This window comes from Marinobacter litoralis, from assembly GCF_016427555.1.
Lineage (GTDB): Bacteria > Pseudomonadota > Gammaproteobacteria > Pseudomonadales > Oleiphilaceae > Marinobacter > Marinobacter litoralis_A.
Window position 1 is genome coordinate 130,874 of record NZ_JAELVS010000002.1, and the last position, 20,897, is coordinate 151,770.

The 20,897-nt window shown below is 54.8% G+C and carries 21 protein-coding genes; 13 read left to right on the forward strand and 8 right to left on the reverse strand.

Going from position 1 to position 20,897, the window contains the following annotated elements; genetic code table 11:
* Nucleotides 1-47 precede the first annotated feature (47 nt).
* On the forward strand, nucleotides 48-2,972 hold the full coding sequence (locus tag JAO79_RS08200; RefSeq protein WP_199006781.1) for an insulinase family protein: 2,925 nt from the start codon (nucleotides 48-50) through the stop codon (nucleotides 2,970-2,972).
* Between the two features lie 67 nt (nucleotides 2,973-3,039).
* Here JAO79_RS08200 and JAO79_RS08205 read toward each other — a convergent pair whose 3' ends face one another.
* A complete protein-coding gene (locus JAO79_RS08205) occupies nucleotides 3,040-3,855 on the reverse strand; it encodes a pyruvate, water dikinase regulatory protein (protein ID WP_199006782.1) in 816 nt (271 codons plus the stop codon).
* A gap of 114 nt (nucleotides 3,856-3,969) precedes the next feature.
* Between JAO79_RS08205 and ppsA the strand changes: the two genes are divergently transcribed.
* Together ppsA and rraA are read left to right on the forward strand one after the other, a co-directional pair.
* A complete protein-coding gene (ppsA, locus tag JAO79_RS08210) occupies nucleotides 3,970-6,342 on the forward strand; it encodes a phosphoenolpyruvate synthase (protein ID WP_199006783.1) in 2,373 nt (790 codons plus the stop codon).
* Nucleotides 6,343-6,370: 28 nt separating this feature from the next.
* The gene (gene rraA, locus JAO79_RS08215) at nucleotides 6,371-6,850 is read left to right on the forward strand and encodes a ribonuclease E activity regulator RraA (protein ID WP_114333427.1); all 480 of its coding nucleotides are present in this window, start codon (nucleotides 6,371-6,373) and stop codon (nucleotides 6,848-6,850) included.
* 67 nt (nucleotides 6,851-6,917) lie between these two features.
* Here the strand turns inward: rraA and JAO79_RS08220 are convergent, their stop codons facing one another.
* The 3 genes from JAO79_RS08220 to JAO79_RS08230 form a co-directional block, all read right to left on the reverse strand.
* Nucleotides 6,918-7,205: a PilZ domain-containing protein gene (locus tag JAO79_RS08220; RefSeq protein WP_199006784.1), complete on the reverse strand. Its 288-nt coding sequence runs from the start codon at nucleotides 7,203-7,205 to the stop codon at nucleotides 6,918-6,920.
* 3 nt (nucleotides 7,206-7,208) lie between these two features.
* Nucleotides 7,209-7,877: a TIGR04211 family SH3 domain-containing protein gene (locus JAO79_RS08225; RefSeq protein WP_199006785.1), complete on the reverse strand. Its 669-nt coding sequence runs from the start codon at nucleotides 7,875-7,877 to the stop codon at nucleotides 7,209-7,211.
* Nucleotides 7,878-8,018: 141 nt separating this feature from the next.
* Complete coding sequence (locus JAO79_RS08230; protein ID WP_199006786.1) at nucleotides 8,019-8,318, reverse strand: YciI family protein; 300 nt, start codon at nucleotides 8,316-8,318, stop codon at nucleotides 8,019-8,021.
* Nucleotides 8,319-8,405: 87 nt separating this feature from the next.
* On the opposite strand from JAO79_RS08230, the gene JAO79_RS08235 reads away from it, so the two are divergent.
* Nucleotides 8,406-9,272, forward strand: a complete 867-nt coding sequence (locus JAO79_RS08235; protein WP_199006787.1) for a PHP domain-containing protein — start codon at nucleotides 8,406-8,408, stop codon at nucleotides 9,270-9,272.
* A gap of 1 nt (nucleotide 9,273) precedes the next feature.
* Here the strand turns inward: JAO79_RS08235 and JAO79_RS08240 are convergent, their stop codons facing one another.
* The 3 genes from JAO79_RS08240 to JAO79_RS08250 form a co-directional block, all read right to left on the reverse strand.
* Nucleotides 9,274-9,816 (reverse strand): YecA family protein, encoded by a 543-nt coding sequence (locus tag JAO79_RS08240; protein WP_199006788.1) that lies wholly within the window; start codon nucleotides 9,814-9,816, stop codon nucleotides 9,274-9,276.
* A gap of 2 nt (nucleotides 9,817-9,818) precedes the next feature.
* Entirely contained in the window at nucleotides 9,819-12,785 is a 2,967-nt protein-coding gene (gene rne / locus JAO79_RS08245) for a ribonuclease E (protein WP_199006789.1), read from the reverse strand.
* A 451-nt stretch (nucleotides 12,786-13,236) separates the two neighbouring features.
* Entirely contained in the window at nucleotides 13,237-13,392 is a 156-nt protein-coding gene (locus tag JAO79_RS08250; protein ID WP_199006790.1) for a hypothetical protein, read from the reverse strand.
* Here JAO79_RS08250 and rluC point away from each other — a divergent pair.
* From rluC to JAO79_RS08265, 3 genes are read left to right on the forward strand one after another with little or no spacing between them, the layout of a single operon-like run.
* Nucleotides 13,391-14,452 carry a 23S rRNA pseudouridine(955/2504/2580) synthase RluC gene (gene rluC / locus JAO79_RS08255; protein ID WP_199006791.1) on the forward strand — a complete coding sequence of 354 codons (1,062 nt, stop codon included), beginning with the start codon at nucleotides 13,391-13,393 and terminating at the stop codon, nucleotides 14,450-14,452. The genes JAO79_RS08250 and rluC overlap by 2 nt on opposite strands.
* A gap of 2 nt (nucleotides 14,453-14,454) precedes the next feature.
* On the forward strand, nucleotides 14,455-15,102 hold the full coding sequence (locus JAO79_RS08260; protein WP_199006792.1) for an HAD family hydrolase: 648 nt from the start codon (nucleotides 14,455-14,457) through the stop codon (nucleotides 15,100-15,102).
* A gap of 38 nt (nucleotides 15,103-15,140) precedes the next feature.
* Nucleotides 15,141-16,139, forward strand: a complete 999-nt coding sequence (locus JAO79_RS08265; protein ID WP_199006793.1) for a S49 family peptidase — start codon at nucleotides 15,141-15,143, stop codon at nucleotides 16,137-16,139.
* 19 nt (nucleotides 16,140-16,158) lie between these two features.
* On the opposite strand, the gene JAO79_RS08270 is transcribed toward JAO79_RS08265, so the two are convergent.
* Nucleotides 16,159-16,752 (reverse strand): Maf family protein, encoded by a 594-nt coding sequence (locus JAO79_RS08270; RefSeq protein ID WP_199006794.1) that lies wholly within the window; start codon nucleotides 16,750-16,752, stop codon nucleotides 16,159-16,161.
* Nucleotides 16,753-16,889: 137 nt separating this feature from the next.
* Between JAO79_RS08270 and JAO79_RS08275 the strand changes: the two genes are divergently transcribed.
* The 6 genes from JAO79_RS08275 to acpP all read left to right on the forward strand — a co-directional run bounded on the left by JAO79_RS08275 (nucleotide 16,890) and on the right by acpP (nucleotide 20,882).
* A complete protein-coding gene (locus JAO79_RS08275) occupies nucleotides 16,890-17,447 on the forward strand; it encodes a YceD family protein (RefSeq protein WP_199006795.1) in 558 nt (185 codons plus the stop codon).
* A gap of 30 nt (nucleotides 17,448-17,477) precedes the next feature.
* Nucleotides 17,478-17,657, forward strand: coding sequence for a 50S ribosomal protein L32 (gene rpmF, locus JAO79_RS08280; protein ID WP_114333439.1), 180 nt, complete (start codon nucleotides 17,478-17,480; stop codon nucleotides 17,655-17,657).
* A gap of 43 nt (nucleotides 17,658-17,700) precedes the next feature.
* Nucleotides 17,701-18,705, forward strand: a complete 1,005-nt coding sequence (plsX, locus tag JAO79_RS08285) for a phosphate acyltransferase PlsX (protein ID WP_320158951.1) — start codon at nucleotides 17,701-17,703, stop codon at nucleotides 18,703-18,705.
* A 112-nt stretch (nucleotides 18,706-18,817) separates the two neighbouring features.
* Nucleotides 18,818-19,756 carry an ACP S-malonyltransferase gene (fabD, locus tag JAO79_RS08290; RefSeq protein WP_199006797.1) on the forward strand — a complete coding sequence of 313 codons (939 nt, stop codon included), beginning with the start codon at nucleotides 18,818-18,820 and terminating at the stop codon, nucleotides 19,754-19,756.
* Nucleotides 19,757-19,771: 15 nt separating this feature from the next.
* Nucleotides 19,772-20,515 (forward strand): 3-oxoacyl-ACP reductase FabG, encoded by a 744-nt coding sequence (fabG, locus tag JAO79_RS08295; protein WP_199006798.1) that lies wholly within the window; start codon nucleotides 19,772-19,774, stop codon nucleotides 20,513-20,515.
* A gap of 133 nt (nucleotides 20,516-20,648) precedes the next feature.
* Nucleotides 20,649-20,882 (forward strand): acyl carrier protein, encoded by a 234-nt coding sequence (acpP, locus tag JAO79_RS08300; RefSeq protein WP_114333443.1) that lies wholly within the window; start codon nucleotides 20,649-20,651, stop codon nucleotides 20,880-20,882.
* Nucleotides 20,883-20,897: the final 15 nt, after the last annotated feature.

Consider the following 20,897-nt stretch of genomic DNA (forward strand, 5'->3'; position numbering starts at 1 on the left):
GTGTTACCCTGTAATTCTCCAATTGTTCAATGCATAGGATCGTTTTAATGGCGGCAGTGACAGACAACGTAATCCATCCGGCTTTCGAGAAACTTCGTAGTCACCGGATTAGCACCCTCAACCTGGACGTTGAGGAGTATCGCCACAAAAAGACCGGTGCGCGTCATTTGCATCTGGCGGCGGATAACGATGAAAACGTGTTTTTTGTAGCCCTTCGCACCTTCCCGATGGATTCCACCGGGGTAGCTCACGTTCTGGAACACACAGCCTTGTGCGGCAGCGAGCGTTTTCCGGTGCGCGATCCGTTCTTCATGATGATTCGCCGTTCGTTGAACACGTTCATGAACGCTTTCACCAGCAGCGACTGGACGGCTTATCCGTTTGCCAGCATGAACCGGAAAGATTTCGACAATCTGTTGACGGTGTATCTGGACTCGGTGTTTTTCTCCAAACTCGACCCACTGGATTTTGCGCAGGAAGGGCATCGTTTGGAATTTGAAAAGCCGGATGACCCAAACAGCGACCTGGTATACCGGGGAGTGGTTTACAACGAGATGAAGGGTGCGATGAGCGCGCCGACCTCACAGTTGTGGCAGAACCTGTCCAGCCATCTGTTCCAAACAACCACCTATCACTACAACAGTGGTGGTGAGCCAGACCATATCGTGGACTTGAGCTACGACGATCTGGTGAAGTTTTATCGTCATCACTACCATCCGAGTAACGCGATTTTTGCCACTTACGGAAATATTCCGGCCCATGAGCATCATGAGAAGTTTGAAGAGCTGGCGCTGAAGCGTTTCGAGCATCAGGAAGTCAAACTCCCGGTACACGACGAAAAGCGGATGTTCTCTCCGATGCGGGTAGAGCAGGGCTACGCGGTGAGCGAGGGCGAGGACACCGAGGCGAAAACCCACATTGTGATGGGGTGGTTGCTGGGGCACAGCTTTGATCTGCAGGAGAACCTGGAAGCTCAGTTGCTGGCGTCTGTACTGTTCGAGAACAGCGCCTCGCCAATGATGCGGGCACTGGAAACCACAGACATTGGCCATGCGCCGTCGCCTATGTGCGGGCTTGAGGACTCTAACCGTGAAATGACGTTCGTGTGTGGCATTGAAGGCAGTGAGCCGGGCCGGCGCGAAGACCTGGAAGCTTTGGTTGAAGAGACTCTGGCGAAGGTGGTGGAAGAAGGCGTCAGCCCGGAACGGCTTGAGGCCATTCTTCATCAGCTGGAATTGCACCAGCGGGAAATTGCCGGTGACGGCTTCCCCTATGGCTTGCAGCTGATCATGCAGGCCATTTCACCCATGGTTCACGGGGGTGATCCGGTTGAATTGCTTGATCTTGAACCTGTGCTGGCCACGCTACGCGAAAAAATCAAAGATCCCGAGTATGTGCCGGGCCTGATTCGCCGCAAGCTGTTGGAAAACCCGCACCGGGTTACCTTGACCCTGCGCCCGGATGAAAAGCTGGAAGGCGCCCATCAGGCCGCGTTGAGAGAGTCACTGGCCAAGCGTAAAGCCAGCCTCACTGACGAGGAAGTGAAGCTGATTGTGGAGCGTGCAAAGGCTCTGGAAGAGCGCCAGCTTCGCAAGGATGACGACTCGATTTTGCCCAAAGTAGGTTTGTCCGATGTGCCGCTGCAGATGCCCGAGCCAGAAGGCAAGTACGACGCTGAAACCGGCGCTACCCTCTATGCCCGCGGCACCAACGGGTTGGTCTACCAGCAAATTGTACTGCCTGTTCCGGCATTGAGTGAGGAAGAGCTGTTGCTGCTGCCTTACTACACCACGCTGATTTCCGAAGTCGGGTGTGGCGAGTTGGACTACCTGCAAATGCAGGATCGTATTTCGGCGGAATCTGGCGGTATTGGCGCTTCGTTCCTTGCCAAAGGGCAGATTGATGACGTTCAGGCCATGTCTGGCTATCTGATTTTCAGTGGTAAAGCTCTGTCCCGCAACAGCGGCGAGCTGACTCAGCTGCTTAAAGATGTGTACAGCGGTGCGCGTTTTGATGAGAAGGAGCGTGTTCGGGAGATCATCGCCCAGGTGCGTGCGCGGCGGGAGCAAGCGGTTACCGGCAGTGGCCATGGCTTGGCCATGGGGGCGGCGGCTCAGGGGTTGAGCCCGGGTTCCTGGTTGAGTTTCCGGTTGGGTGGTCTTGCGGGTATCCGAGGCACCAAAGAGCTTGATAAATCGCTGAACGACGAATCCGAACTGGCTAAGTTCTGTGACAGTCTTGGGGCTTTACATGAAAAGATTCGCAAGCAGGGGCGCCAATTCCTGTTGATTGGCGAGGAAGCGCAGCTGGCTCCCATGCTGGATAGCGTGAAGACCTGCTGGCAGGACGGCGGTGCCCAGGTTGAGGGCGACTGGTCGATGAAACCGGTGAGCTACAAAACCAGAGAAGCCTGGCTGACCTCCACTCAGGTGAACTTCTGTGCCAAAGCCTACGCAACGGTCGCGGTTGATCATCCGGATGCAGCCGCGTTGACGGTATTGGGCGGGTTCCTGCGCAACGGATACCTGCACCGGGCGATTCGTGAAAAAGGTGGCGCATACGGCGGGGGCGCCGGACAGGATAGCGTGAACGGTGTGTTCCGTTTCTTCTCCTACCGCGACCCGCGGTTTGCAGAAACGCTGGATGATTTCGATGCGGCGCTAAACTGGCTCCGAGCAGAAGAGCATGACGAGCAGTCACTGGAGGAAGCGATTCTGGGCGTGATTGGTCAGCTGGATCGCCCGCACTCTCCGGCAGGAGCGGCACGACATGCGTTCCACAACAATCTTTTTGGTCGCACCCCTGAGCAGCGGGCCCGATTCCGTGAGCGGGTATTGAACGTAACACTGGATGAAATGCGGCGGGTCGCCGACACCTGGCTGAAGCCGGAAGATGCCAGCGTGGCGGTCATCACCAGCCCGGATAATCGAGGCGTGGCAGAACAGCTGGGCCTGAGTATTCAGGAACTGTAAATTTCGCTTGTCGCGTTCGATTAAGGGTGGGGGGCGTGAACCTCCCACCCTTTTTGTTTTTAACCGCTTATCGGTGACGCTTGAGACCGGTTGAAACCATGATCCGTGTGGAGATTTCTTCAACCGAGTAGGCCGTCGTATTCAGGTAAGGGATGCGCTCCCGTTTGTACATTAGCTCGATTTCCTCCACTTCATGCATGCATTGTTGCATGGAGGAGTAGCGTGAATTGGGGCGACGTTCGTTACGAATGGTGGCCAAGCGTTCCGGCTGGATGGTCAGGCCAAACAGTTTTTGTTTGTGAGATCGCAGAGCGCTCGGCATTTTCTGATCGTCCAGATCTTCTTCGGTGATCGGGTAGTTTGCCGCTTTGATGCCGTATTGCAGAGCCAGATACAGGCAGGTCGGGGTTTTGCCGCTTCGGGATGCGCCAATCAGGATTAAATCAGCCTCGTCGTAGTGCCGTGTTCTGGCGCCGTCGTCGTTATCCAGGGCAAAATTGACTGCGTGAATCCGGCGTTCGTAACTGCTGATGTTGTTGATGGCGTGAGATTTTCCGACCGAGTAGGAGGACGATGAATTTAGTTCGCGCTCCAGTGGGTTCAGGAAGGTGCCGAATATATCAACCATGAAGCCTTTGGCATCGCTGACGATCTCGCGAATGGCGCTGTTAACGATGGTGTCGAACACTAACGGGCGTTCACCATCGATTTCAGCGGCGGTGTTGATGCGTTTAACCATTTCCCGTGCTTTTTCTTCATCATCGATATACGGCACGGTAATGCGTTCGAATTCAATCTTTTCAAACTGGGCCAAGAGCGCGTGTCCCAGTGCTTCCGCGGTCAGGCCGGTGCCGTCCGAGATAAAAAAAGCAGTTCTTTTCATGGTTTCTTCCACTCAGGTTTTAAGGCTGTTCTCTAGGTAATTTCCGCAGCTTACAGTATTATACTCGCCAGTTTCGAGACTCCGCGCCACTCAAGATACAAGGGAGACCACGCTTTGGAAGATTACATTATCTGGTTTGACCACCTAGGAATGTCCGATGTTGACCGTGTTGGGGGTAAAAACGCGTCCCTCGGTGAAATGATCAGTAATCTGGCCAATGCAGGTGTTACCGTCCCAGGCGGTTTTGCCACTACAGCACATGCATACCGAGAGTTTCTGGCGACAGACGGGCTGAAAGATCGTATCGATCAGGCTCTGGATGCGCTGGATGTGAATGACGTAAATGAGTTGGCCCGGGTTGGCTCACAGATCCGTCAGTGGGTTATTGATACCGACTTTCCCGAGCCGCTTGAAAATGCTCTGAAAGAAGCCTACGAAAATCTTCGCGCCGGAAACGACGCCATGGCTGTAGCCGTGCGCTCCTCCGCAACCGCTGAAGATCTGCCGGACGCTTCGTTTGCGGGCCAGCAGGAAACCTTCCTGAACGTGGTTGGTCTTGAGCAGGTACGCACCTCTGTTAAAGAAGTGTTCGCCTCTTTGTTCAACGACCGCGCCATTTCGTACCGGGTCCACCACGGCTTTGATCACAAGCTGGTTGCGCTGTCGGCCGGTATTCAGAAAATGGTTCGTAGTGAAACCGCCTCCAGTGGCGTTATGTTTACGCTGGATACCGAATCCGGTTTCCGCGACGTTGTTTTCATCACGTCGTCCTACGGCTTGGGTGAAACCGTGGTTCAGGGCGCTGTAAACCCTGACGAGTTTTACGTACACAAGCCCACCTTGGCGGCCAACCGCCCGGCGGTATTGCGTCGTAACCTGGGCAGCAAAGCCATCAAGATGGTTTATCACACAGACCCGGGCGAAGGTAAATTTGTTGAAACCGTGAAGGTGGATATGGAAGAGCGTACGCGTTTCTCCATCACCGATGCGGAAGTCGAAGAGTTGGCCAAGCAGGCCATGATCATCGAAAAGCACTACCAGCGCCCGATGGATATCGAATGGGCGAAAGACGGTGACGACGGCAAGATTTACATTGTTCAGGCCCGTCCGGAAACCGTTAAGAGCCGCGCTTCTGCCAACGTTATGGAGCGTTACCTGCTGAAAGAAACCGGCAAGGTTCTGATCGAAGGCCGCAGTATCGGCCACAAGATCGGCAGCGGTCCGGTCAAAATCATCACCAGCATTAACGAGATGGATCGGGTTCAGCCCGGCGACGTTCTGGTGACCGACATGACAGACCCCGACTGGGAGCCTGTTATGAAGCGTGCCTCTGCCATCGTGACTGACCGTGGCGGCCGTACATGTCACGCCGCGATCATTGCCCGCGAATTGGGTATCCCGGCGGTTGTAGGTTGCGGTGATGCCACCGAAGAACTGAAAGATGGCCAGAACGTCACCGTATCTTGTGCGGAAGGCGATACCGGTTTCATCTACGAAGGCGCTCTTGATTTCGAGCTGCGTGAAAACACCGTGGATTCCATGCCCAACATACCGTTCAAGATCATGATGAACGTGGGCAACCCGGACCGTGCGTTTGATTTCCAGTCTCTGCCCAGCGAAGGTGTTGGCCTGGCACGTCTGGAATTCATCATCAACCGGATGATCGGTGTGCACCCGAAGGCGCTGCTGAACTACGACGGCTTGCCGGGTGACATCAAGCAGACTGTCGATAAGCGTATTTCCGGTTACAGCTCACCGGTTGATTTCTACGTAGACAAGCTGGTGGAAGGCATCTCGACGCTGGCGGCTGCGTTTGCGCCGAAGAAAGTGATTGTTCGCTTGTCGGACTTCAAATCCAATGAATACGCCAACCTGATTGGCGGTACCTTGTACGAGCCAGATGAAGAAAACCCGATGCTGGGCTTCCGTGGCGCGTCTCGCTACATCTCTGAAACCTTCCGTGACTGTTTCGAGCTGGAATGCCGTGCACTCAAGAAAGTGCGTGACGAAATGGGGCTGACCAACGTTGAAGTGATGGTTCCGTTTGTGCGCACCGTTGGTGAAGCCGAGCAAGTGGTTCAATTGCTGGCTGAGAACGGCCTGAAGCGTGGTGAGAATGGCCTTCGCCTGATCATGATGTGCGAGCTGCCCGCGAACGCCATTCTGGCTGAGCAGTTCCTGGAGCACTTTGACGGCTTCTCGATCGGCTCGAACGACTTGACGCAGCTTACTCTGGGGCTGGACCGGGATTCCGGCATCATTGCGCACCTGTTTGATGAGCGTAACGAAGCGGTCAAAGCGCTGCTGTCCAATGCTATTCAGGCTTGCCGTAAGGCCGGTAAGTACATTGGTATCTGTGGCCAGGGACCGTCGGATCACCCCGATCTTGCCAAGTGGCTGATGGATGAAGGTATCGATACGGTCTCTTTGAACCCGGATTCCGTTCTGGATACCTGGTTCTTCCTGGCTGACGAGAAAATCGACTGAACCGAAAACGGGAAAGGAGAACGAAAGCGTGAGCAATATTATTACGCCGGATCTGTGCGATGAGTTTCCGGAAGTGCAGGTGGTTGAGCCTGGCTTTAACAACTACGGTGGCATTCGTCAGTTCGGCGGTGAGATCGTTACTGTAAAGTGCTTTGAAGACAACTCTGTGGTTAAAGAGCAGGTAGGTCTGCCGGGCAATGGCCGTGTGATGGTTGTTGACGGTGGTGCTTCAAAGCGCAATGCCTTGCTGGGAGACATGCTGGCCGAGAAAGCCGCTGAAAACGGCTGGGCTGGATTGATCATCTACGGCTGCATTCGTGATGTGGACGAGATTGGCCAGACCAAGCTGGGCGTTCAGGCTCTGGGCACGGTTCCGCGCAAAACGGAAAAACGCAATATTGGTGATCTGAACATCCCGGTAACCTTCCACGGCGTGACTTTCCATCCGGGCCAGTACGTTTATGCCGACAACAATGGCATCATCGTATCGGAGAAGCCTCTGGTGTAAGCCAGAGTTTTCTCGGCGGATACAAAAACGGCGACCTTATGGGTCGCCGTTTTTTTTGCCGAAAACTCTATCGGACTTCGAGGATGTTGATGCCCAAGATGTACCCCGACTCATCCGGGGCGCAGCGTAACACTTCACCAACGGTTTCCAGGGGCGGAAACTGGTCTCCGGCGGCTTCCATCACCGTTTTTACCTCTGCACCAACCGGAAAAGGGCGATCTACCTGAAGCTGCATACCCGCGGCGCTGAGGTCTTGGCAAATTCCAGTGATGGTTTCACCGCTGCTGTCGGTGATCTGGATGGTGCTGTTGACCTGCATCCGGTAGAAATCCCGTTTTTCCGAATAGTCTTTCATGGCTTAGGCCCAGTTATCGGTTTTCCGTGTTGGCTTGAGCATTGGAATGATCAGTGCCAGTAGCACGCCGCCGAACACCAATCCAGCGCCCAGCAGCATGAAGTCAGATTCGCGGCCCGCTTCCAATCGTTCGTTCTCGGCGGTGAGTATTTCCAGATCGTTCTGCAATCTCTGATTTTCTTCCCGCAGTTCCCGGTTACGGCGCTCCAGATTGATGGAGTCGGCAGCAATGCTTTTTATTCTGCTCAGTTCATCTTGCAGGTTTTTGGTCTGGCTGGACAAATTGCTTTCGGTACTTTGAAGCGTGTCTCGCTCCTCGGTAACGGCTGACAGCTGTTCGCGAAGTCTGGCAGCCTCTTGTTTTGCTTTTTCCATTTCCCGATTAGCTCGGGCAAGCAGATCTTTGGCAACAGGCGTTTTGCTGATGTATTGGGAGGAAACCCAGCCTACAGTGCCTTTCGGCGTGCGAACTTTGGAGTAGCCTTCTTGAGTTTCGATCAGTTCAAGAGGCGTGCCGGTTGGAACGGCATTCTCGATGATTCGAAACTGCGTGCCGGCCCCTGATCGGACGGGGAGGTAGAGTTGGTCGTCAACCCATACGGTTCGCGCCTGAGCTACGGATATGGAACTGAAAATAATAAGAAAGCTTAGAGCAAGGCGAAGCGGTGTCACTGGTTGCATTCCCTGAGTTTGACGATAGTTAGATAATATAAGGCAACAATTTTGTCACAGCTTGACCTGTATTCAAGCAGTCCCGCGTTACAATCCGCTCATACTGTGCGCTGGCGCCCGAAGTGGGGTGGCCTCGCGAGGTTAAGGCAGCACGACCTTGTACGGTTTGACAGTGACCGATTGGTAAACACCAGCCTCAATGTAAGGGTCGGCATCGGCCCAGGCCTGGGCGGATTCCAGAGAGTCGAATTCGGCTATCACCAGACTGCCGGTGAAACCGGAGTCGCCCGGATCTTCGGTATCAATCGCAGGATGTGGCCCGGCCACAAGCAAACGACCGTCTGCTTTCAGTGCTTCGAGCCGGGCAAGATGAGCCGGGCGTGCCTGCTTGCGAAGAGCCAGGCTGTTAGCAACGTCTTCGCTCATGATCGCGTAATACATAGAGTGCTCCAATGTCGGTGGGGCCAGTGTTAGGGCAAGCAGCGCAAGGCTGATACACTGTTAGCCTCATTATTATCAGGATTGGATGTGACTATACCTCAAGACCCAAGACCATGCATTGATCTGCATTGCCATAGCACGGCGTCTGACGGTGCGCTAGCACCCGCCGAGCTGGTGGCCCGTGCGATTGAAAAGGGGGTTAGTCATCTGGCTCTCACCGATCACGATACGATTGCGGGGCTTCCTGAAGCTCGAGAAGCAGCCATCGCAGGCGGGCTGAGCTTGATCAATGGTGTCGAGTTGTCGTGTGTGTGGCGAACGTACACCATCCATGTAGTTGGCCTTGATTTTGACGAGGCGAGCCCCGCATTCCTAAAGGCGTTGTCGATTCAGAATGAAAACCGCTGGCAGCGCGCCCGAATCATTGCGGACAAGCTATCGCGCCTGAAGGTGGATTCATTGCTGGAAAAGGCGACGGCGTTGGCGGGCGGAGATGTGCCCGGGCGTCCGCATTTTGCCCAGGCGCTGGTGGATGCAGAGGTGGTTCCGAAGGTGGCTCACGCCTTTAAGCGCCACTTGGGGGCGGGCAAGCCGGGCGATGTGAAGGCTTGTTGGCCGGAACTGAGTGAGGTGCTGCAATGGATTCACGATGCCGGGGGCATTGCGGTTCTGGCGCACCCTCGCAAATACAAGTTGTCAGCGACCCGGTTGAGAGAGTTGGTGCACGATTTTGGTAAGGCGGGTGGTCGCGCCATTGAGGTTTCGATAGCCGGGCAATCCAGTGGTGATCTGGGGTTTGTTGCCGAGCTTGCGAGGCGAGAAGGTTTGTTGGCGTCCCAGGGCAGCGATTTCCATTTCCCGGGAGCGGGTTGGTGCGAGCTGGGCCGAATACCAAAAATGCCAGAGGGGCTGGAGCCCGTCTGGCATCATTTCCGTGAACCTGTTCGCGGGTAACCTACTCCGGCGAGTGGAACAACAGGTACAGGTCTGTCAGTGAGTCCGGAATGGCTTCTGCCATACGGCCTGCAACCTGCTCGTCTTCGCGAGCGCGCTGGAAGTCTTCATCTTCAAACAGGCCGGACAGTGTCAGGATTGGCACCATCAGATCGGCCACTTCTTCTTCAGCGGCTTCTTCCATCCACTTGTCTTCGTTTTCGAGGAAGGTTTCGACAAAGCCTGCGCACCAGTTTTCCAGCGCATTCATTGGGTCGCCGTCTTCGGGCTCTGGCAGTTCCAGTGCATGACCCATGTCCAGAGACTGGGTCATGTCCCGGGTAAGACTGCTAACGCATCGGGCGAAGACTTCGGGCACTTTGCCGTCGGGTAGGGCGTCGGAACCTGTGGCCAGGCGGAAGATGTCTTCCACCTGTAGGTTGACCGGCCCGATCACGCTGGCGCAGACAGCTCCGTGCAGGCCGAAGAAGTCCAGGGCCTCGTCGCCCCAGGGCTCTGCAAAGAGGATGTCTTCCAGTGCTTCAATGTCGGAATTGGTCAGCATAATCAATTATCCTCGGCCTTTTTGGCTGCTTCGGCCGCACGCTGGCGCTTGCGGACTTCTCTTGGATCGTTGTAAGCGCGACCTGGCGTTACCGGAACATCAACAGCGCTGGGCGCTTCCGTTTTCGCGGGTTCTGCTTTAGGTTCGGTCTCAACTTTAGCTTCAGCTTCAGGCTTCGGGTCAGCCTTAACGTTTGCTTTTGGCTTTTCATTCGCTTCCGCTGGCTTCTCAGCCTTCTCAGCCTTCTCAGCCTTCTCAGCCTTCTCAGCCTTCTCAGCCTTCTCAGCCTTCTCAGCCTTCTCAGCTTTCGGGGCTTCGGCCTCAGGTGCTTGCGCTTTAGCTTCGCTGGCTTTCACTTCAGGGGCAGGTTTTGCCTCTGCTGTGGTAGTTTCTGCCGGCTTGCCGTCTGCCTTGTCCTTGCTATCGGCTACAGGTTCGCTTGCCTTAGGCGCTTCGCTGGTTTGTTCCGCTTTGGCTTCTTTGGCGGCCTGAGGCTTGCGCTGGCGAGAGGCGGGTTTGCGCTTCTCTGGCTTGCTCTCGTCCGCTTTAGCCTCTTCTTTTGCCTTGGGTGCCGCATCCTGCTCCTTGGCTTCAGGCTTGGCGGTTTCAGCTTTCGGACTTTGCTCCGCAGGCTGTTTGACCTGAGGCTGAGCATTAGCGTCCTTGGCTTTCGCGTCGGTTGCTACCGCAGCTTGTGGTGCTGAAGAGGTTTTTTCTTCAACGGCTTTTTCTGGCTGCGTATCTTTCTGGTGTTTCTCACTCCGCTCTGCTTTGCGAGCAGCCGGTGTAGAGGCTGGTGCTTCAGCAGGAGATCCGTCACGATTGCGCTGGCGACGTGGCTTGCGGCGCTTGTCATCGCCGGATTTGTCATTTGATGGACCTTTCTGATTGGACTGGTTGTCCTTCTGGTCCTTCTGATCTTTTTGATCTTTGGCATCGCGCTGCGGACGGTTACGCCCTTGACCGCGGTTCTGACCGTCTTTGCGGCCGTCTCTGCGGTTGTCGTTGCTCTTGTTGTCAGCCGGTTTGTCTTGCTGATTCTGGCGACCTTGAGCACCGCGGTTCTGGTCGTCGTTCCGGTTAGGACGGTTGCGGTTGTTCTGGCGACGTTCGTTGCCATTGCGGTTGCCTCCGCGCTGGTCATCACGTGCTACTCGTGATTTCCGGCGATCCTGACGGTCTGGGCGAGCTTGCGGGCGACGGTTGTTGCCGGCGCTCTTTGTCGCTTGCTTGTCGCCAGAGTCGGTTTCAGCTTCGCCGCTAAAGAAACTGGCGATTTTCTTGCACAGTTTGCGGAACGAGCCTTCGTCGGATTCTACCGGTTCGGCTTTGGCTGCCGCTTTTGCGACCGGGGCAGGAGCAGGGCGGATGGCTTTAACTGCGGCTTGCTCACGTACAGGCTTTTCGGTGCTGGTCACTTCAACAACGGATTCTTCTTCACGCTCGTTGTATTCGTGGGCCACCTGGTGGCTGGAAATGTGCTCAGGTGCCGTTTCGTCCTGACGCATACGAATGATTTCGAAGTGCGGGGTTTCCATATTGGGAACCGGAGCGACCACGATGGATACGCCTTGACCGGCTTCAATGTCGGCCAGCTGCTTGCGCTTCTCGTTTAGCAGGAAGGTTGCTACAGAAACCGGCACGATAGCGCGTACTTCTGCAGTTTTCTCCTTGGAGGATTCTTCGTAGATCAGGCGCATGATGCTCAGCGCCAGAGATTCAATGCCTCGAATCGTGCCTTGGCCTTCGCAGCGTGGGCATACTTCACTGCGGGTTTCACCGAGTGAGGGGCGCAGGCGCTGGCGGGACATTTCGAGAAGGCCGAAGCGGGAAATTTTACCAACTTGCACGCGGGCGCGGTCAATTTCCAGCGCTTCACGCATCTTCTGCTCAACTTCGCGCTGGTGCTTGGCCGGTGTCATGTCGATGAAGTCGATGACAATCAAGCCGCCCATATCGCGTAAGCGCAATTGGCGAGCGATTTCTTCGGCGGCTTCGAGGTTGGTCTGAAGGGCAGTTTCTTCGATGTCGTGGCCTTTGGTGGCACGCGACGAGTTGATGTCGATTGAAACCAGCGCTTCGGTTGGATCAATAACAATAGAGCCACCAGAAGGCAGTTTGACTTCACGCTGGAACGCCGTCTCGATCTGGCCTTCGATCTGGTAGCGGCTGAACAAAGGGATTTCGTCTTTGTACAGTTTGATCTTGTTCTCAAACGTAGGCATTACGGCGCGAACGAAGCTCAGCACGTCTTCGTAGACGTTTTCCGAGTCAATCAATACTTCGCCGATGTCCTGGCGGAGGTAGTCACGAACTGCGCGGATAATCAGGTTGCTTTCCTGGTGGATCAGGAACGGCGCTTTACGCTCGTCGGCGGCCTGGGTAATGGCTTCCCAGAACTGAACCAGATAATCGAGGTCCCACTGGAGTTCTTCTGTGGTGCGTCCGATACCGGCGGTGCGAACGATGATGCCCATAGACTTGGGTACCTGAACGCCATTCATTGCTTCTTTTAGCTGAGCGCGGTCTTCGCCTTCGATTCGACGGGAGATGCCGCCTGCACGGGGGTTGTTTGGCATCAGTACCAAATAGCGGCCAGCCAGAGAAATAAAGGTGGTCAGGGCTGCGCCTTTGTTTCCGCGCTCTTCTTTGTCAACCTGAACGATGACTTCCTGGCCTTCAGAAAGCACGTCTTTGATGTTGATTTTGCCTTCGATCTGGCTGGGGGACTTCTTGAAGTATTCTTTGGAGATTTCTTTCAGGGGCAGGAAACCGTGGCGGTCGGCGCCAAAATCGATGAAAGCCGCTTCCAGGCTGGGTTCTACGCGAGTGATTCTGCCTTTATAAATGTTGGCTTTTTTCTGTTCGCGGGTGCTGGACTCGATGTCCAGATCAAACAGTCGTTGGCCGTCTACCAGTGCTACGCGCAACTCTTCAGGATGAGTTGCATTGATCAGCATTCTTTTCATGGGAAAAGTGAGTTCCTGTCGTTTGTTAAGACAGGAAACCGGAGACGTTCGCATCAGCGAATCGGGATGTGCGTGCCGCGGGCCCTGAATTAGCAGGGCAGGCCGGCGGCCAGACGAGTCATACCTTTTCGGGTTTTGACCCTGTATGTCTGAGACCACCGCTGATTCTTCGTCTGCCTGATGGCAGGGAAAGATCGAATAGGGTGAATGTCTGTTGACGCATAATATCCGTTTTCAGGTTCACACAAACTCCTAGGTCTCACGTCGTGTTGGTAAGCTGACGGCCCGGTTTTGCGTGGCAGTGATTCTTCGTGATGTTTCCGTCCGACGGTTTCCCGGTCGGTTATTTCGTCTCCCGAGGAGGTAACAGCCACTCTATGGTCTGCCCTGTAGGTCGGGAGTTTGTCTCACGCCGCGCCCGGTAATGATTGGGTGTTCGGCGTTCAATCTATTAATCAGTGTCGGTATACTGCTGCCGCTCCGGCTTCTGAACGAAATTCTTCAGGCCGTAGACAAACGGCAGAGCACGTCGGAATATAACAGTAAACCCGAAGCTGTACAATCCTGTATCCAAACGCCCGGCGCCAGCCGGAATAAGGTATTTCATGTCTCAAAAACCGGCCCCCCGGAAACAACCTCGAAAAGCCCGCACGCCGCAGCGTCTTGCAGGTGGGCGCAAGGATCAGTCTGGCCCGGCGGTGCAGTCTGATGACCGAGTGCAAAAAGGCGTTCAGTTTGTCGAGGTTGACGCCGACATGGCAGGGCAGCGGGTTGATAATTTTTTGTTGGCGCGGCTTCGAGGTGTGCCGAAGAGCATTGTGTACCGCATTGTGCGTAAAGGTGAAGTTCGGGTGAATAAAGGGCGTGTGAAGCCAGACACCCGCGTGAAAGAGGGTGATGTGGTTCGCATTCCACCTATTGTGCAGCAGGCCAAACCCGAGCAGCCAAAGCCCGGTGATCGCGTGCAGAATGTGGTGGAAACCGCCGTGGTGTTCGAGAATGACGAAATGCTGGTGGTCAACAAACCCGCAGGCATTGCTGTCCACGGTGGAAGCGGCTTGAGCTTCGGGTTGATTGAAGTGTTGCGCTCGTCCCGGCCCCAGGCAAAGTTTCTGGAGTTAGTGCACCGGCTGGACCGCGATACGTCCGGGTTGGTGATGGTGGCAAAGAAACGGTCGGCACTTCGGTTTTTGCAGGATGAATTGCGTCATAAGCGAATGCGCAAACGGTATCACGCACTTGTTATTGGGTCCTGGCCAAAAAAGCTCACCCGTGTTGCCGAGCCATTGTTACGTTACGAGATGCCAAACGGTGAGCGCCGGGTGAAGGTGAGTAGCGAAGGTAAAGAATCGCTCACCTTGTATAAATGTCTGGCAGACTACGACGGTTACAGTCTGGTTGAAGCGTCGCCGGTGACCGGCAGAACCCATCAGATCCGGGTGCACAGTGCCTGGGGAGGGCATCCGATTGCCGGTGACGACAAGTATATGGACGATGCAAGCCTCAAAGCGTTCAGGAAGATAGGTGGTGAGCGTTTGATGCTTCATGCTCGTTCGCTGGAGTTCCGGTTACCCGGCACAGAAGAGTCTATGTTTCTGGAGGCTCCGTATGATAAAGCTTTTGGGAAGTTGGTTGATCAACTAACACGACGCGGTAAGGGTTCGTAAAGATGAACGTAAAAGCAGTGATATTTGATTGGGATGGAACGCTGATCGATTCGGTTGATCATATTGCTGAAAGCTTGCAGCAGGCCGCTTTGGAGCTTGGCTACCCGAATCTGGAGCTTGAGGCCTATCGGGATATTGTCGGGCTGGGCATGATCGAGGCACTGCAGAAGCTGTATCCGGGTGTGAGCGATGAAGAAATCGTGCGTATTCGCGAAGGCTACTCGGGTTATTTCTTCAAGAAGGTGACGACTCCGCAGAATGTGTTCGAGGGCATGGCCGAGGTGGTCGCCGATATTCGTACCTCGGGGCGGGGCTGCTCGGTGGCAACCGGAAAAAGTCGCCGGGGGCTTGCTCAGGCGCTGAAAACCAGTGGTCTGGGGCACCATTTTGATACCTCTCGTTGTGCCGATGAAACTCGTTCCAAGCCTGATCCGTTGATGCTTGAAGAAATTTTGGAATTTTACGGTTTTCAGCCGGAAGACGCGGTGATGATTGGTGATACGCACTACGACCTTGATATGGCGCGGCGTATTGGTATGCCCGCTATTGGGGTGGAATGGGGCGCGCATTCGAGAGAAGTGTTGCTGGATTGTCGGCCTCATGCGGTGGTCGATTCCGTCGGTGATCTTCGCCGTGTTCTTGGGCTGTAAAGCGAGTTTTTAGGTGTTTGCGAGTTAAGGAATAGCTAATGAGTGATTCGGAATCGGGTAAGGGCGGTCTTTTTGGCGCGAAGAAGCCGGCAATGCCGCCTGAGACGAACCGCGACTGGAAGTTGATTGAAAAGCTGGTAATGTCGCTTCACGCGGAGAAAAAGCGTAGCCGGCGTTGGGGGATATTTTTCAAGCTTCTCACGTTCATTTATTTGTTTGCGCTGATTGTGATGATCCGGTCGCCAATCGGAGAGGGTATGGGAGTGGTGCCAGAGCAGCACACTGCGCTGGTTGAGTTGAATGGCCCTATCGCTGCGGATGAGCTGGCAAGTGCTGACAATTTGGTGGGTTCGCTGCGCGCTGCGTTTGAGGCAGAAAATTCTAAAGCGGTGGTGTTGCGGATAAACAGCCCGGGCGGTAGCCCGGTGCAGTCAGGTTATGTGTACGACGAGATTCAGCGTCTTCGGCAGGAGTACCCTGAAAAGAAAGTGTACGCAGTGATCGCAGATGTGGGTGCGTCCGGTGCTTATTATATTGCCGCAGCGGCTGACGAAATCTACGCGAACCGCGCGAGCTTGGTGGGTTCGATTGGGGTTGTCGCCGGCGGGTTCGGTTTCAATGCGTTGATGGAGAAACTCGGCGTGGAGCGCCGTTTGTACACCGCTGGTGAAAACAAAGCGTTTCTGGATCCGTTCACCCCGGAGCGTGAAGAAGATGTCGAGTTCTGGCAGAGCGTGCTGGAGAACACGCACAAGCAGTTCATTTCAGCGGTAAAGGAAGGGCGAGGCGATCGACTGGTTGACGATGAAAGGTTGTTCAGCGGCCTGGTGTGGAGTGGAGAGCAGGCGTTGGAGCTTGGTTTGATTGATGGCTTGGGCAGTGCCTCCTGGGTGGCCCGAGAACTGGTGGGCGCCGAGGAGTTGGTGGATTACAGTCGCGGGCCTTCGCCGTTTCAACAGTTTGTTGAGCAATTAGGGGTGTCCTTTGGCGAAGGTGTTGCCGCGCATTTGCTGGAGTCCAGGCTGGAATTGCGCTAAGCCGACGTTGAGTTGCGGGTTAATCTTGTAACAGCGGGTTTACTCCGAATCCGCGCAGTATATCAGTGAGGGCGATCAGGGGTAGGCCAATCAGGCTGTTCGGGTCGCGGCCTTCAAGGTGGCTGAACAGGGCGATGCCTAGCCCTTCCATTTTAAAACTGCCAGCACAATCGTAGGGCTGCTCTTTGAGCAGGTAAGCTGTGATTTCGTCCTGCGAGAGGTGTCGAAAGTGCACTGTGAATGGCTCGCAGTGGGTTTTCATATTGCCGGTTTGAGTGTCCAGTACGGCCAGGCCGGTGAGGAATTGGACGCACTGGCCGCTGCTTTGGGTCAGCTGGGCGACCGCTTGCTCGTGCGAGCCTGGCTTGTTTAGCAGGCTGCCGTCGGGCAGGGAGGCTACCTGGTCGGATCCGATAATGAGTGTGTCCGGGTTCTTCTCTGCCAAAGCTTGCGCTTTTTGGGTGGCGAGGCGAATGGCGAGTGTCTTTGCGGGTTCGTCTGGTTTCGGGCTTTCGTCAATGTCAGGGCTGGCACATGTGAAGGGCAGTCCCAGTCGTTGCAGGAGTTGTTTTCGGTAAGGCGATGATGAGGCGAGCAAAATAGTGTGTGTCATGGTGGTCTGATCGCTCTGTGTTCGTTGAGAGAATTGGCGGGAATATCGTAGAATACCCCTACTTAAACGGGAAGCCCTGCTATAAAAGCGATTAAGTCTTTGACAGCAAGCGGTCTCCTCCCTAAAATTGCGCGCCTATGACTAAAGCGCCGAACGCCGAACTTCCAAAATCTGTTGAACCTATACGGTTGGCGGAACAAAAAGCGACACTTGAGGGGGTAATACCGCTCGAGGGTCTTGCTCGTTTTGGAGAAGCGGTAGGTGGCTCGCAAAAAGGCCGCGAATGCCACGCAAAACTGTCCTTCTATCAGGATGGCGAGCGCCGGAGGGTTGTATCGGGAGAGCTGTCTGCTCCGGTCACTCTGGTGTGTCAGCGTTGTATGAACGACATGCAGGTCACGTTGACGTCGAGCTTTGATTTGGGTCTGGTCAGCAGTGATGAGCAGGCGCAACGGTTACCAAAAACGTTGGAACCGTTCCTTTGTGAAGATTTCACAGCGGACCTGTGGGCGATGGTAGAAGACGAGCTTCTTCTGGTGTTGCCTCCGTTCCCGCTTCATGAAAGGGACGAGTGCCCGGCGAAAGAAGACCTTGAGGCACTGGAGCCGTCAAACGCTCCTGAAGAGCCTGAGGCAAAGAAAAGAGATGATAATCCGTTCAGCGTGCTGGCGGGTTTCAAGACGACTAAGCATTAACGTTTTCATAAATAGGTCAGGAGTTTAACCATGGCTGTACAGAAGAGTCGCAAGACCCGTTCCAAGCGCGGCATGCGCCGTTCACACGACGCGCTACCAACTTCCGCGCTGTCCACTGATGCAACAACTGGCGAAGTTCATCGTCGCCATCACGTATCTCCGGATGGTTTCTACCGCGGCAAGCAGGTTGTTGAAGCGCGCGACGAGTAATACTCGACGCGATATCTTCTGACCTGTGTCGTATGGACGAGCGGTGAGTAATCCAATCACCATTGCCGTCGATGCCATGAGCGGTGATCGTGGCGCCGAGGTGGTCGTCCATGCTGCGCTAGATGCAGTGCGTGAAAATGAGGCCTTGAGTCTTGTTCTGGTAGGTATCCGGAGCGAGCTTGAGGCCTTGTTGCGTGGTGGGCACCCTCAAATCCGCATTGTCGAAGCGGCTGATGTGGTGCGTATGAATGAGCGCCCCTCCCACGCTTTGCGTCACAAACGAAATTCTTCCATGGCCATCGCTCTAGGCCTGGTTCGTGATGGCGAGGCCCAAGGCTGTGTCAGTGCCGGTAACACTGGTGCGCTGATGGCGTTCGGGCGGTCCCTGATCCGGATGTACCCCGGCATCGAGCGGCCTGCTATTGCGAAGCTTATCCCTTCTCTTCGTGGTCGTTGCCTGGTACTGGATCTCGGTGCCAATGTCGATTCCAGCGCTGAAAATCTCTATCAATATGCTCTGATGGGTTCCTTGATGGCGTCTGCTGTTTCCGAGATCGCCGAGCCCCGTGTTGCCCTGCTTAATGTAGGGGAAGAAGAGATCAAAGGTAACGAGCAGGTTCGGCTTGCGTCTCACATGCTCGCCCAGTCCGACACTTTGAACTATATCGGGTATGTCGAGGGTAGCGACCTGTTTCGGAATGTCGCTGATGTTGTAGTCTGTGATGGGTTTGTTGGCAACATTGCGCTCAAGACAGGCGAAGGTGTTGCCGGGTTGCTGATTGAGTTGCTCGAGCAGGCTTTTTCCCGCTCTGTGTACAGTCGCATCGTGGGTTTGTTGGCACGGCCGGTAATGGGGCGTTTGTTGCAGTTGATGGACCCTTCCCGGCATAACGGCGCCAGCCTTTTGGGGCTTCAGGGTGTTGTTATAAAAAGTCACGGTAACGCAAATGAGCGAGCGATGCTCGCGGCCATACGCCAAGCGGTATGCGAAGTGACTCACGAAGTTCCCCGCAGGATTAATGACCGGCTTGATGACTTGTTGTTTTAAGTTGTTTGAGACTAAAGTCGGCCCACATTAACTTACTTTATCGCGGATAATTGGCCTGGCTTGTACTATTGGCTAATCTCCACCAATTCCTAATGAAGATAAGATCGCTCCTATGAAATCAGCGTTTATTTTTCCCGGACAAGGTTCTCAGTCGGTTGGCATGTTATCAGGTGCTGCTGAAGCATGGCCGATGATCGCTGAAACCTTTAGTGATGCTTCGAATGTTCTTGGGTATGACCTCTGGCATGTTTGCCAGCACGGTCCGGCTGAGGAACTGAACCAAACCATGGTTACCCAGCCAGCTCTGCTGACTGCCAGCGTTGCCTTGTGGCGCCAGTGGCTGGTGTCTGGCGGGCCTCAGCCGAATTTTGTGGCGGGTCATAGCCTGGGTGAATACAGCGCGTTGGTGGCTGCCGAAAGTCTCGATTTTGTTGAAGCCGTCAAGCTGGTGCAGTTGCGGGGCGAACTGATGCAAGAGGCAGTACCGGCAGGTGAAGGCAAAATGGCCGCTATACTAGGGCTGGACGATGCCGAAGTGATTGCCGCCTGCGAAGAATCTGCCCAAGGCGATGTGGTCGCGGCGGTGAATTTCAACGCTCCGGGCCAGGTCGTTATTGCTGGCTCGCTGGCTGCAGTCGAGCGCGCGATTGAAGCGTGTAAAGAGCGAGGCGCCCGAAAGGCCATGCCTCTGCCGGTGAGTGTGCCTTCCCACTGTGCCTTGATGAAAGGTGCTGCCGAAGAGTTGGCGGATGCACTGGACGATGTGCGCTTTAACGATGCTGTCATCCCGGTTGTGCAGAATGTCCATGCGGGCGTTGCCACAGATGCTGATACGTTGAAGTCGAACCTGTTGATGCAGCTGTACTCACCGGTGCTCTGGACGGATTCGATCCGGACGTTGGCGAGCGAAGGTGTTGGTGTTGCAGTGGAATGTGGTTCCGGCAAGGTGTTGGCCGGGCTGGTCAAGCGCATTGAGCGCGGTTTGCCAGTGCATGGTATTGAAGATCCAGATTCTATGGCGAGTGCAATCGAAGCACTCGGTCAATCCTGATAAACGGAGTAGGTTATGTCGTTGGAAGGCAAGGTAGCGCTGGTAACCGGGGCAACCCGGGGCATTGGTAAGGCCATTGCTCATGAATTGGCGCGCTTGGGTGCTGAGGTGATCGGTACCGCAACGAGTTCCGAAGGCGCTGACTCTATTTCGGAAGGTCTGAAAGCGGCCGGGTATAATGGTTACGGCCTTGTGATGAATGTGGCCGATCCCGAAAGTATTGATGCCGGATTGAAGCAAATTTCAGAGAAATCAGGCGCCCCCCTGATTTTGGTCAATAACGCGGGTATTACCCGTGATAACTTATTGATGCGTTTGAAAGATGACGATTGGGCGTCGGTGCTGGAAACCAATTTGTCCAGCGTCTACCGCACCAGCAAGGCCGTGCTGAGGGGCATGGCGAAAGCGCGCTGGGGCCGGGTGATTAATGTCAGTTCGGTGGTGGCCAGTATGGGCAACCCGGGGCAGGGCAACTACTGTGCAGCCAAAGCCGGAGTTGAAGGTTTTACCCGCAGTTTGGCGAAAGAGATGTCAAACCGGGGAATTACCGCAAACTGTGTTGCGCCGGGCTTTATTGATACTGATATGACTAAAAAACTGGACGAAAAGCAGCGTAACGCTATGCTGGAAATTATACCGACAGGGCGTTTGGGTGAGCCGGAGGAGGTTGCTTCCGTTGTGGCTTTCCTGGCATCTGATGGTGCTGCTTACGTAACAGGTGAAACGATTCATGTGAATGGCGGCATGTACATGGGCTAACCCCCGTTTCGGGCGGTGGTGCAACCCCTTGTCGTACAACATGTTTAACTGATTGCCCTGCTTGTCTGCAGGTAGGGTTTAAACTAAACTGGCAATCATCGAGTTGCTTGGTTGACACTAAAGTGAGGACATTATGAGTACAGTTGAAGAGCGCGTTAAGAAGATCGTATGTGAACAGTTGGGCGTTAAAGAGTCCGAAGTTCAGAACACATCTTCTTTTGTAGAGGATCTTGGCGCTGACTCACTGGACACTGTTGAGCTGGTTATGGCCCTTGAAGAGGAATTCGAAACCGAAATTCCTGACGAGGAAGCCGAAAAGCTGGGCACGGTTCAGAACGCGATCGACTACATCGTCGCGCACACCTGATACTCTGCTGATCAG

Excerpts from the sequence above, each read along its gene's own strand:
- JAO79_RS08265 (WP_199006793.1), top strand. The coding sequence starts at position 15,141 with ATGAGTGATTCGGAATCGGGTAAGGGCGGTCTTTTTGGCGCGAAGAAG.
- JAO79_RS08250 (WP_199006790.1), bottom strand. The coding sequence starts at position 13,392 with ATGAAATACCTTATTCCGGCTGGCGCCGGGCGTTTGGATACAGGATTG.
- rluC (WP_199006791.1), top strand. The coding sequence starts at position 13,391 with ATGTCTCAAAAACCGGCCCCCCGGAAACAACCTCGAAAAGCCCGCACG.
- acpP (WP_114333443.1), top strand. The coding sequence starts at position 20,649 with ATGAGTACAGTTGAAGAGCGCGTTAAGAAGATCGTATGTGAACAGTTG.
- JAO79_RS08220 (WP_199006784.1), bottom strand. The coding sequence starts at position 7,205 with ATGAAAGACTATTCGGAAAAACGGGATTTCTACCGGATGCAGGTCAAC.
- JAO79_RS08230 (WP_199006786.1), bottom strand. The coding sequence starts at position 8,318 with ATGTATTACGCGATCATGAGCGAAGACGTTGCTAACAGCCTGGCTCTT.
- rpmF (WP_114333439.1), top strand. The coding sequence starts at position 17,478 with ATGGCTGTACAGAAGAGTCGCAAGACCCGTTCCAAGCGCGGCATGCGC.
- fabD (WP_199006797.1), top strand. The coding sequence starts at position 18,818 with ATGAAATCAGCGTTTATTTTTCCCGGACAAGGTTCTCAGTCGGTTGGC.
- JAO79_RS08275 (WP_199006795.1), top strand. The coding sequence starts at position 16,890 with ATGACTAAAGCGCCGAACGCCGAACTTCCAAAATCTGTTGAACCTATA.
- JAO79_RS08270 (WP_199006794.1), bottom strand. The coding sequence starts at position 16,752 with ATGACACACACTATTTTGCTCGCCTCATCATCGCCTTACCGAAAACAA.
- JAO79_RS08260 (WP_199006792.1), top strand. The coding sequence starts at position 14,455 with ATGAACGTAAAAGCAGTGATATTTGATTGGGATGGAACGCTGATCGAT.
- fabG (WP_199006798.1), top strand. The coding sequence starts at position 19,772 with ATGTCGTTGGAAGGCAAGGTAGCGCTGGTAACCGGGGCAACCCGGGGC.
- rne (WP_199006789.1), bottom strand. The coding sequence starts at position 12,785 with ATGAAAAGAATGCTGATCAATGCAACTCATCCTGAAGAGTTGCGCGTA.
- JAO79_RS08240 (WP_199006788.1), bottom strand. The coding sequence starts at position 9,816 with ATGCTGACCAATTCCGACATTGAAGCACTGGAAGACATCCTCTTTGCA.
- JAO79_RS08200 (WP_199006781.1), top strand. The coding sequence starts at position 48 with ATGGCGGCAGTGACAGACAACGTAATCCATCCGGCTTTCGAGAAACTT.
- JAO79_RS08205 (WP_199006782.1), bottom strand. The coding sequence starts at position 3,855 with ATGAAAAGAACTGCTTTTTTTATCTCGGACGGCACCGGCCTGACCGCG.